General features: G+C 25.9%; 12 protein-coding genes. 10 read left to right on the top strand and 2 right to left on the bottom strand.

Translation table 11 applies throughout. From position 1 onward, the window contains the following. Window positions 1-8: 8 nt before the first annotated feature. On the bottom strand, window positions 9-827 hold the full coding sequence (locus J7G74_RS09210) for a nitroreductase family protein (protein ID WP_297134452.1): 819 nt from the start codon (window positions 825-827) through the stop codon (window positions 9-11). Between the two features lie 206 nt (window positions 828-1,033). On the opposite strand from J7G74_RS09210, the gene J7G74_RS09215 reads away from it, so the two are divergent. The 10 genes from J7G74_RS09215 (at window position 1,034) to J7G74_RS09260 (ending at window position 11,112) form a co-directional block, all read left to right on the top strand. Continuing rightward, window positions 1,034-1,915 (top strand): LysR family transcriptional regulator, encoded by an 882-nt coding sequence (locus tag J7G74_RS09215; protein WP_297134454.1) that lies wholly within the window; start codon window positions 1,034-1,036, stop codon window positions 1,913-1,915. Window positions 1,916-2,423: 508 nt separating this feature from the next. Continuing rightward, the gene (locus tag J7G74_RS09220) at window positions 2,424-3,212 is read left to right on the top strand and encodes an amino acid ABC transporter substrate-binding protein (RefSeq protein ID WP_297134457.1); all 789 of its coding nucleotides are present in this window, start codon (window positions 2,424-2,426) and stop codon (window positions 3,210-3,212) included. Between the two features lie 78 nt (window positions 3,213-3,290). Then, the gene (locus tag J7G74_RS09225) at window positions 3,291-3,902 is read left to right on the top strand and encodes an amino acid ABC transporter permease (protein WP_297134459.1); all 612 of its coding nucleotides are present in this window, start codon (window positions 3,291-3,293) and stop codon (window positions 3,900-3,902) included. Window positions 3,903-3,913: 11 nt separating this feature from the next. Continuing rightward, window positions 3,914-4,561 carry an amino acid ABC transporter ATP-binding protein gene (locus tag J7G74_RS09230; RefSeq protein WP_297134461.1) on the top strand — a complete coding sequence of 216 codons (648 nt, stop codon included), beginning with the start codon at window positions 3,914-3,916 and terminating at the stop codon, window positions 4,559-4,561. Window positions 4,562-4,928: 367 nt separating this feature from the next. Then, the gene (locus J7G74_RS09235; protein WP_297134463.1) at window positions 4,929-6,008 is read left to right on the top strand and encodes an MGDG synthase family glycosyltransferase; all 1,080 of its coding nucleotides are present in this window, start codon (window positions 4,929-4,931) and stop codon (window positions 6,006-6,008) included. Further along, on the top strand, window positions 5,999-6,688 hold the full coding sequence (locus J7G74_RS09240; protein ID WP_297134464.1) for a polysaccharide deacetylase family protein: 690 nt from the start codon (window positions 5,999-6,001) through the stop codon (window positions 6,686-6,688). The genes J7G74_RS09235 and J7G74_RS09240 overlap by 10 nt, the downstream gene beginning before the upstream one ends. Next, window positions 6,681-7,787, top strand: a complete 1,107-nt coding sequence (locus J7G74_RS09245) for a lysylphosphatidylglycerol synthase transmembrane domain-containing protein (protein ID WP_297134466.1) — start codon at window positions 6,681-6,683, stop codon at window positions 7,785-7,787. Before J7G74_RS09240 ends, J7G74_RS09245 begins: the two co-directional genes overlap by 8 nt. Then, window positions 7,777-8,478, top strand: a complete 702-nt coding sequence (locus J7G74_RS09250; protein ID WP_297134468.1) for a response regulator transcription factor — start codon at window positions 7,777-7,779, stop codon at window positions 8,476-8,478. Before J7G74_RS09245 ends, J7G74_RS09250 begins: the two co-directional genes overlap by 11 nt. Then, entirely contained in the window at window positions 8,465-10,051 is a 1,587-nt protein-coding gene (locus J7G74_RS09255) for a sensor histidine kinase (RefSeq protein WP_297134470.1), read from the top strand. Before J7G74_RS09250 ends, J7G74_RS09255 begins: the two co-directional genes overlap by 14 nt. A gap of 203 nt (window positions 10,052-10,254) precedes the next feature. Continuing rightward, window positions 10,255-11,112 (top strand): phosphopentomutase, encoded by an 858-nt coding sequence (locus J7G74_RS09260; protein WP_330616495.1) that lies wholly within the window; start codon window positions 10,255-10,257, stop codon window positions 11,110-11,112. A gap of 433 nt (window positions 11,113-11,545) precedes the next feature. On the opposite strand, the gene J7G74_RS09265 is transcribed toward J7G74_RS09260, so the two are convergent. Further along, the gene (locus tag J7G74_RS09265; RefSeq protein WP_297134472.1) at window positions 11,546-11,920 is read right to left on the bottom strand and encodes a metal-dependent transcriptional regulator; all 375 of its coding nucleotides are present in this window, start codon (window positions 11,918-11,920) and stop codon (window positions 11,546-11,548) included. Between the last annotated feature and the right edge of the window lie 112 nt (window positions 11,921-12,032).

The raw sequence follows: 12,032 nt of genomic DNA on the forward strand, positions 1-12,032 counted from the left end.
CCTTAATATTATTTTTTAATCCAAGATATAACATAATTAAAGTTATTTTCTTGGATATTTTCCATAGAATCAAGTGACACAAATTCCCCATTTTTATTATTTTCAATCGAGGATAAGTGGAAATGGCAAAGAGCAATCCCTATATCAATTTTAGTCAAGCCTTTAGTACTAGTAATATAAAAATGTATATTATTATCTTCTTTTAATACTCTCCAAGGCTGTTTGTTAAGTGCAGATGGAGCTAGTCTTAACATTTCAAGTGGTTCAACATATTCACCAGAAGTGCTAGGTTCAAGATGAGTATTAAAATCTTTATTGAAAAATAATTCTGAATAAGGTTTACGTTTGCTGCTATTATCACCTATTAAGGTTGCTATAAAAGATTTTTTACCACCTTCATATCCGACAGGTAAAACTATTGGTAATACTTCATTTTCTCTCAGATTAATTGCTTTTGCGAACCCTCCTTTATTAAATGTACCACCTAACCATACAGTGCCCAATCCTAAAGATGTACAGTATAAAATAACTTTTTCTAATGTATATCCTAGGGCTAGCAAAGATAGATCATCATTTTTACAGGCTGCTACTAAAAAGTAATTTGCTCCTTTTATAACTCCATAAGTTCCAAGTTTTAAATTTTTATGTGATTCATCTTTTCTTATAAGTTTAATTCTTATTTTTTTATTAAAAGGATTTTCTATATTATCAATATAGTTTTCTATTTTATTTATTATTTCTTCAGATATAGGTATGTTGTCATAGTTTCTAACTGAATGCCTAATTTCTACTAATTCTTTCACAGGTTTATTAAATATGGTGTTCAAAATAAATACCTCCATTGATTTATTTGACATTTATATGCATAAAACTTATAATTCTTTATTGACTAAGTAATATGATTTCTTGGAATAATGAGATTATATCATTGAATATAAACATATGTCTAATGTAATTAAATCATAAAAGTATAACTAAAAGTTATATATTATAATTTGATTTTAATATAAAAAATTGTAAAGTAGGAGATAAAATGAATTTACAACAGTTAGAATATTTTAAAATTATAGCTGAAACTAGAAATTTTACAACAGCTTCTAATATATTATCTGTAACTCAGCCAGCACTGAGTAAAGCCATATCAAAATTGGAAGAAGAATTAGATGTTTCACTTTTTGAAAAAGAAGGTAGAAATATAAAAATAACTAAATTTGGAGAGGAATTTTTTAAGTATGTTGATTCAGCGCTAAATGAAATTGAAAGAGGAAAAGAGAAACTTAAAGATATGAAAAAAAGTAATGATAGAGTTATTTCAATATCATCTAATCATTGTATTGGTTCAACTTTTATACCTTTTTTAATTAGTAATTTTATTAATAATAAATTACAAGTTAAATTTAATATTAATAATCAATCTACAGAAGAAATACTAAAAGATTTACAACATGGGAGAGTGGATTTCGGTTTTTTTGATAATATAGAGGAAATTGAAAAATATCAAGAAGTAGAGTTTAAACTTGTAAAAAAGGAAGAATATGTTTTAATAGTTCCTAAGAATCATCATTTGGCAAATAAAGAAGAAATTAATTTAAGTGAACTAAAAGATGAATATTTTATAGTATATAAAGATAAATCTTGTGGTGAAAAGATAACATACTCTGAATTTATAGATTATACTCCTAAAATACTTGCTGAACCTAGTGAGGGAGGTGTTCTTTCTGGATTAGTTGCATCTGGAGCAGGTATTGCCATAGTTTTAAACACACCAATAATGAATACTAATAAGATCTCTGTGATTAAGATCAAAGACAACATAGGATATAAGAGTATTTATATGGGATGGAATAAGGCTTTATATACTTCACAAATAAAAAAAGAATTTAAAGAATATACTTTGAGTTTGGTTAATGTATAAACTAGTAAAATACTTAATAAGATAAAACTTATATAATGATAAATATAGCAAAAATTAAAAAAATTAGAAAAATTTATTTGACAATTCTTGAAATAAGTATTACTATTAATTTCAAATAAGAAATTTATTAAATTAAAAAATTCTAGGTAAAGGAGAAATGGTGTTATGAAAAATTCACAAATAACAATAAAATTAAATATACAACTTCATCATCACCATCATAGAACCAAGGGATTGTAAATTATGAAATTTAATTCATAGATACAAGCCCTTTTCGTGCTATTAAAAAACGGCTTGTATCTATGGTGGAATATATAAATAGAAAAATATAAACCACATAGGTATTAAGCCTATGTGGTTTTTTTATACTTTAAGGGATTATAAATTATGTGAATTTTTGATAATTTATAATCCCAACTGATAAACTTGAGAAATGGACCAGGCGTTGGCGACATGAGCGAAGCGAATTTTTTATTATTTAAAATTAAAAAAATAGGAGGAGAAAGAGATGAAAAAAATATTAAAAAGATTAGGAGCAATATTACTAATATTAAGTTTTGTAGTTATAGGAGTAGGATGTGGAAAGTCAAAAGTAGATGAAAATAAAAATGAAATAGTTATAGGGTATGATAACACATACTTCCCAATGGGATTTTTAGATGAAAATGGAGATACAGTAGGATTTGACATTGATTTAGCAACTGAAACGTTTAAAAGATTAGGTATGAATGTGAAATTCCAAAGTATAGACTGGTCAATGAAAGAAACAGAATTAAAATCAGGAAATATTGATGCTATATGGAATGGATATTCACTTACAGAAGAAAGAAAAGAAAAAGTAGCTTACACAGATTCATATATGCAAAATGCTCAATTAATAGTAACTTTAAAAGATTCATCTATAAAAACTAAAAATGATTTGAAAGGTAAAATAGTTGGAACTCAGCAAGGATCAGCAGGTATGGAAGCTTTAGAAAAAGATATAGAAATAATAAACAGCATAGATGGTAAACAACCTATATTATATGATACATTCGATAAAGTATTTAGAGATTTAGAAGCTGGAAGAATAGATGCATTAGTAGGGGATGAAACTTTAGTCAAATACTATATAAAGCAAAAAGGTGAAGAAAAATACAAAATATTAGATGATAACTTTGGAAAAGAAGATTACGTAGTAGCTTTTAGAAAAGATGATACTGAGCTCAGAGATAAAGTTAATAATACAATAAAAGAAATTAAAGAAGATAAAAAGTTTGATGAAATATATAATAAATGGTTTGGGGACAATAATTAATTTTTAAAATAAAAAATTAAAAACTAAATATTATACAAAATTAAGTTTAAATATGCAACACAGAGAGGAAGATGGTCTATGTTAGAAGGAATAAGTATTACTTTATCAATATTTTTTATAACGTTAATAATATCAATACCACTTGGAATTTTGGTAGCATTTTTAAGAATATCTAAAAATAAATTAATAAGCAAAATTGCAAACATCTATATACTCATTATGAGAGGAACACCTTTACTTTTACAACTTGTATTTGTATTCTTTGGTCTTCCGTTGCTGGGAATAATATTTGATAGATTTGAAGCAGTAATTGTAGCATTTTCACTAAACTATGCAGCTTATTTTGCAGAAATATTTAGAGGTGGAATTCAATCTATTGATGAAGGTCAATATGAAGGCGCTTTTGTTTTAGGATTTAGTAAATTTGAAATGTATAGAAAAATTATATTTCCTCAAGTTATAAAAAGAGTTCTACCTGCCATGTCAAATGAGATAATAACTCTTATAAAAGATACATCAATAGTATATGCTATAGGATTAAATGATATTTTAAGAATAGCTCAAATAGCGCAAAATCAACAGGCAAGTATAATGCCTTTAATGGAAGCTGGGGCAATATATTTAGTATTAATAGCTATACTAACTCAAATGCTTAGAAAAATAGAAAATAAGTATGCTTATTATAGATAGGAGAGAAGAATATGTTGAAAGTAAGAAGACTAAATAAATCATTTGGTGATACAAAAGTTCTTAAAGATATATCTTTTGAAATAGAAAGTGGAGAAGTTTGTGTATTACTTGGAAAATCAGGAGCAGGAAAAACAACTATATTAAGATGTATAAATGGACTTGAGGAATTTGATAATGGAGAAATAATAGTAGATAACTGCATAATTAAAGATAAAAATCACATAGCAAAATATAGAGATAAAATAGGAATGGTATTTCAAAACTTTAATTTATTTCCTCATATGTCAGTCTTAGAAAATATAGTAGCGGCTCCGGTTAATGTATTAAAAATACCAAGAGAAGAAGCTATAAAAAAAGCTAAAGATATATTAAAAATAGTGGATTTGGAAGATAAAATAGATGCTTATCCTTTTGAATTATCAGGTGGTCAAAAACAAAGAGTTGCAATAGCAAGGGCTTGTGCATTAACACCAAAAGTACTTTGTTTTGATGAGCCAACTTCTGCCCTTGATGTGGAGTCAATTGAAAAAGTATCTTCTATAATTAAAGATTTAAGATCTAATGGAATGGCAATACTTATAATAACTCACGATATAGGATTTGCTAATACAATAAGTGATAAAATTATAAATATAAATGAAGGTATCATAACTGAGTAAGTTTCTGCTTAGATGTATAAATATGGGACATAAGAATTTATTCCATAAACTTTACTAATTTTAAGATACAGAATATTCTGTATATAATTAAATACAGTATAAATTTATTAAAGGTCTTTTATATATTTAGACAAAAATGTCTGCTATATAGGAGGCTTTTCTTTTTGTATAAAAATGAGATCCAATAAAGATGAGTAAAAAACAAAATTGTAAGAATTGCTTTAGTATTTTTTAATAATTATCTTAATATTTCTTAAGAATTCTTAAAGAATCTAGTAAGATTACTTTTTTATAATAATAACTGTAAGTAGATAGTAAGATTAGTTTTTTAAAATTTATATATAAATAAGAAATACGAGGTGATTTTATGAAAATTTTAATTTTAACAGGGGGATTTGGTATGGGGCATGATTCAGCAGCACAAGCTGTTAAGGAGATGATTTTGTCTAGTGAACCGTCAGCTAATATAGATATTATAGATATTATAGATTATATATTTCCAAAGTCAAGCAAAGTAATATATGGATGTTTTAATTTTATGGTAAGTAAATTTTCTGGTCTTTATAACTTTTTTAATAAATTTACAGCTAGAAGAACAAGTACGCCACTAAAAAAATCTGTTGTAAGAAAAATAGATTTGTTGCTAAAAAAATATGATATAGATATGGTTATTTCAACATTCCCAGCTTGTTCTCAATACATTTCAGCTTACAAAAAATCAAAAAAATGTGATATACCTCTTTATACTTATATAACAGATATTTGTGCTAATGAAGAGTGGATATCAGAAAAAACAGATATGTATTTTGTAGGAAGTGAAAATACTAAAAATTTATTACTTTCAAAGGGTGTGAAAGATGGAAAGATAGTGATTTCGGGTATACCTACAAAGCAAAAATTTAGAGAAGAAAAATTGGTAAATATAGAAGAAGATAAAAAAGAAGTATTAATCATGGGAGGAGGTTTAGGTCTTGTACCATACTATGACAATTTATTAAGTAAACTTTCAAACATGAACGATATAAATGTTACTTTTATAACAGGTAAAAATAAAAAATTATTAGATAAAATAAAAAAAGAATATCCTAAGATAAAAGCATTAGGATATACAGATAAGGTTGATGATTATATGAAAAAATCAGATTTAGTAATAACTAAGCCAGGAGGAATTACTTTATTTGAGGCGATTCACACAAATACACCTCTATATATAATTAGACCTTTTCTATATCAAGAAATTGAAAATGCTAGATTTATTCAAGAGCAAAATATTGGTAAAGTAGTTTGGACAAAGGGAACAGATATATGTGAAGATGTGACATCTTTACTAAAAAATGAGATATTATTAGATTATATGAAAAAAAATATGAAAGATATAAGTTGTAAATTGGAGACTTTATCACCATTGGTATATTATAATAAGAAGGAGGTTGGATTATGTTTTTAAATTTTATAATTATAATACTAGTGTTAATTTTAGCTTATAGTATAATACCAACCTATATATATAAGTTTAATCATAAATTGCTCAATCAAGATAATAAAAAAGAGAAAAGTTTTTATTTGACATTTGATGATGGACCTTCAGTGGAGTATACTTCTTCCCTTTTAGATTTATTGAAAGAGCATGATGTAAGAGCAACTTTTTTTGTAGTAGCCAGTTTTGCAAAATCAAATCCTAGTATAATAAAGAGGATGAAAGATGAAGGTCATATAATCGGGTTACATTCATTTGAGCATAGAAATGCATTATATCAAAGTAGGAATTATACAAAATGTGATTTTAAAAAAAGTATGGAAATAATGAATGAACTAGGTGTTGAAGTTAAGTATTTCAGACCACCTTGGGGACATTTTAATATAAATACAGTATTTGAAATCAAAAAATATAATCTTAAAACTGTTTTATGGGATGTAATGGCTGAAGATTGGGAAGGCAAAACTACTTCTAAAGTAATAGCAAAAAAATTGATAGATAGAAGTAAAAGTGGGGATATTATTTGTCTTCATGATGGACGTGGTAAAAATGAAGCACCATCTAGGACTATAGAAGCTTTAGGTGTAGTTTTACCGATTTGGAAAGGTAAGGGATATGAATTTTTAACGGTGGAGGATAGGTATGAATAAAAATAGTTCTACTAAAAATATGCTTTCAAAAAAACAAATCATAACAAATTCAATTGTATTTTTGGGATTAATTTTATTAACTTTTTCCATACTATTTCGTGGGAACAATGTAAGTGATATTATAAATATTATTTATAAAGTAGATAAAAAATATATTATAATAGGAATATTATGTATGTGTACATTTATTACTTGTGAGGCTATAAATATAAGAAGAAGTTTAAAACTATTTGGATATGAAACAAAAATATTTAGCTGTATAAAATATGCATTAGTTGGATTTTTCTTTAGTTCTATAACTCCTTCAGCATCAGGAGGACAGCCAATGCAGGTTTATTATATGTATAAAGATAAAGTTAATATAAGTCATTCAACACTTGCTTTACTTATAGATCTTGCAAGCTATCAATTTATTACTGTATTGTTGGCAATTATAGGAATGATAAGTCAATACTCTGTATTAAGTGAAAATCTAGGTCAAGTTAAATACTTATTGATTCTAGGTGTTATACTAAATACTTCGGCATTGATATTTATTTTAATAGCGATTTTTTCAAAAAAACTTATGTCAAAAATTATTGACTTTTTAGCTTTTATTTTAAAAATATTTACTTATAAAAAAGTAGATGAATTAAAGGTGAAGCTGTTAAACTATGTGAAAGAATATGAGAGTGGTGCAATATACTTTAAAGAAAATAAATTAACTGTAATAAAAATTATAATGACGACTTTAATACAAATAGTAGCTTTGCATAGTATTACATTTTGGACATATAAATCATTTGGACTAGATGAATATTCAATAATAACTGTAACTTTACTTCAAGCAGTTTTATTTATAAGTGTTTCAGCTTTGCCACTACCTGGCGCAGTAGGAGTAAGTGAAAGTGGATTTATGGTAATGTATAAAACATTATTCCCTACACACTTTCTTAGTTCGGCGATGATTTTAAGTAGAGGTGTTAGTTTTTATTTATTTATATTAGTTAGTGGCATAATAATCTCAACTACTTATTTATTTAGCATAAGAAAAATAAAGAATAAAAACAGTTATAGAGTCTTAGAGAGAAACATGGAGGTAAAAAATTTTGAATTATAATATACTTGTTGTTGAAGATGATATAGATATAATAAAACTACTTAAAATATATCTTGAAAATGACGGAAATAAAGTACTTTCAGCTAAAAATGGATTAGAGGCATTAGAAGTAATGGAAAACACTAAAATAGATTTAGTAGTAATGGATATAATGATGCCACATATGGACGGTTACGAATTAACTAAAAGGATAAGAGAAAAACTTAATATACCAATTCTTATGCTTTCAGCTAAAAATGAAGATGCTGATAAAATATTAGGATTAAATTTAGGTGCAGATGATTATATTACAAAGCCATTTAATCCTCTAGAAATCGTGGCAAGGGTGAATTCAAATTTACGTAGATTTTATGATTTAAATAAATCTATTGAGGTGGATAATAATAAAGAAAAATTAGTTGTGGGAGAGCTTGTCTTAGACACACAGAAAATGACATTATTTAAAGGTGAAGATGAGATTATAGTTACACCAACAGAATTTAAAATACTATCTCTACTTATGAAGACACCTGGAAGAGTATATACAAAAGTCCAAATTTATGAAGCAATTAACGGTGAATATTTTGATAGTGATGACAATACAATTATGGTTCATATTTCAAGACTTCGTGACAAAGTAGAAAATGAATCTAAAAATCCTGAATACATTAAAACTGTAAGGGGGATTGGATATAAAATTGAAAAGAAATAAATTAAAAAATATAAGTTTTTTTACACTTTTAGTAGGGAATTATATACTTTTTACAGTTGCTATTGCATTTATTATAGTAAGTATAGTAGCCGCATTAAACTATAGACTAAATTATATTTTAAGAGAACCTAATATTGATGGTTTAATAGATAGTATTAGTAATCTTTCCTCTGAAGAATATGATAAAATTCCTTTAGAGTATTTAATTGGTAAGGATTCATATATTATACTTTTGGATAAAAATAACAAAATCATATACCAAAGTAATATACAAAATGGTAAAACATCACTTACAAAAGATGAATTGAAATGTATTCAAAATTACTATCATGATAGTGAAACATACATAGAAGAATACTATAATGATAAAGGTGAAAAAAATATAGCTGTAACAATATATTATTATGGTGATCATGATAAACAAGACAAAATATATGTAGTTGATAAAGATTTAAACTTAATATATACAAATACTAAAATGGATAAAAAATCCTTCACTAAAAGGGAATTTGCTTATTTAACAGGTGAATATCCAATGGGTTATAGTGTTAGAAAATCTAAATTTAATGATAAATATAATAATAAGTTAACACTTGTATCATATGTTCCAGTTGCAGGTGCAGAAGTATGGGAAGAAATAGATAAAGCAAATATAATAGCTATTGTTGGATTTGTAGTTATGTATATTTTATTGACTGGTGTATTCATCATTTGGATGAACAGAAAAGTAAAAAAACCACTTAAACTTTTAAATAAAGCAATTGTTAATGTCAAGAATGGAAAAGGAGAAACATATCTAAATTATGAAGGACCTAAAGAATTCTCTGATATATGTGATAACTTTAATAATATGTCAAAGCAGTTGTCTGATAGTGAGAAAAAACGTAAAAAATTAGAAGAAGATAAACAAAAGATGCTTGCTGATATATCTCATGATTTAAAAACACCTATAACCGTGATTAAAGGATACTCTAAAGCTATTTGTGATGGTTTGGTTTCGAAAGAAGAATTAGATCAGTACCTTATGACTATTTACAAAAAGTCAGATAGCTTAGATGAGTTAATTAATACATTCCATGAGTACAGTAAACTAGAGCATCCGGAGTATAAGCTTTCTTTAGAAAAATTAGACATATGTGAATATACAAGGGTATATTTAGCTCAAAAATATGAAGAAGTTTATATAAATGGAGTAGATTTAGAAGCGGAAATTCCAGAAGAAGCTATATATTGTTATATTGATAAGATTCAGCTAAAAAGAGTTTATGAGAATATAGTTTCTAATTCTTTAAAACATAACAATAAAGGTATATCCATATATTTTGAAGTAAAGCAAATAGAAGATAAAGTTAAGATCAGTATAGCAGACAATGGATGTGGTATTCCAAAAGATATTGTAAAAAATATTTTTGATCCATTTATAGTAGGAGAGAAGTCTAGAACTAAACAAGGTTCTGGATTGGGACTAGCTTTAAGTAAAAAAATAGTACAAGCACATGGTGGAAGTATAAACATTGTTACTGCGAGAAAAGATTATACAACAGAATTTGAAATTATGCTTAGAAAAAAATAATAACATATTTTGATAAGAAGACACATTGATGATTTTCAGTGTGTTTTTTTTATGTATACAAATGATATAATAAAAGAAAATGAGTTATGAAGATTTAATAAAGGCTATTAATTAAAGTACAATTTAAAAAATGAACATAAAATATATTATTGATTTAAATATATAAATAATATAATGTTTATGTATATACATTTATTTGTTTTGTGTATATTGATGAACTGGAAAAACAGTTTGGTAAGAAAATAGTTAGAAACAAATCTGCAAGTGGAACAGAAATCTTAGAAGAGTTTGGTGAACATGAAATAGAGACTGGAGATGTTATTGTTTATACATCGGCGGATTCAGTATTACAAATTTGTGGTCATGAAGAAGTTATGGGATTAGAAAACTTATATAAGTATTGTCAAATTGCTAGAAAAGTTACAATGAAACCAGAGTGGAAGGTAGGAAGGGTTATTGCAAGACCGTATATAGGGAATAATAAATTTGAGTTTAAAAGAACTAGCAATCGTCATGACTATGCGATAAAACCATATAATAAGACAGTATTAGATTCTTTAAAGGAAAATAAATTTGATGTAATTGCTATAGGAAAAATCAATGATATATTTGATGGTCAAGGTATAACAGAGTATTGTACATCTAGAAGTAGTGTACATGGTATGGAGCAGACTATTGAAATGTTAGATAGAGATTTTAATGGATTGTGCTTTGTAAACTTAGTGGATTTTGATGCTTTATGGGGACATAGACGAAATCAAGAAGGATATGGTAAAGAGCTTGACAAATTTGACAAATTGCTAGGAATAGTACTTGAAAAATTAAGAGATAATGATCTACTTATTATTACAGCAGATCATGGAAATGATCCTACTTATATAGGAACAGATCATACAAGAGAAATGGTGCCTCTACTTATATACTCACCATATATGACTAGTAGTGGATTAATTGAAACAGGGGATACATTTGCCAATATAGGAGCTACTATTTTAGATAACTTTGAATTAGAAGAGCTAGATAATTGTATTGGAAAATCAATTTTAGATAAACTTATATAATAGAATATGAAAATAAATATAAATAAAAGCCATCGTTATGATGGCTCTTATTTATATAGAACAATATGTCATATGAATAAAAATATACTAAAATTAAATTTTTAATCTAAAAGTTGATTTACAATGTATTGATTATTATTTTATACTACCATTCATACTTAAAGTTGAATTGAACCTTTTGTGTGTGACAATATAAAACAACCTATGCTACCTTTTTCCTATATGATATAGGAGAAAGGTAGTTTAATTTTGATTGTATTCTTTAAGTATTATAATAATCTATATACTCCGTTACAATTTCAATAACCATATTTGTACTTATTCTTTTTACATATTTCAATGATAGATTTTTAATTTTCTGAACCATCTTAACAAAGTCATAATTTGAGATTTATTTTTAATATCTAATTTATTCCCATACAAATGGTTCACTTCAATTAAGATGATTGTTTTTTATGAACTCTTTAATTTTTATAAATGTTTCTTCGCTAATATCATGTTCCATACGACAAGCATCTTTTTTTGCAACTTCTTCACTTACTCCAATTAGTATTAAAGCTTTTGTTAAAATATTATGACGTTCATATATATTTTCAGCAATTATCTTGCCTTTATTAGTAAGATAGATATATGAATTTTCATCCATTTCAATAAGATTATCTCTTTTAAGTTTTTTCATAGCCACGCTAACACTAGGTTTGCTATATCCCATTTCATTTACAATATCTATTGAACGTACATAAGATAATTTACTACTTAAAATTAATATGGTTTCTAAATAATCTTCCATAGATTCTTGGCTTTTCATTTTGTATTATATACCTCCATAAGTAATAAGATTATTATAAAATAATTTAAAATATAAGAAAAGTAGATAAATATTAATAATGAAAATATATACTTGATTAAATATATAGTTA

Origin of the sequence: Terrisporobacter sp., from assembly GCF_017888745.1 — a bacterium.
GTDB lineage: Bacteria > Bacillota > Clostridia > Peptostreptococcales > Peptostreptococcaceae > Terrisporobacter.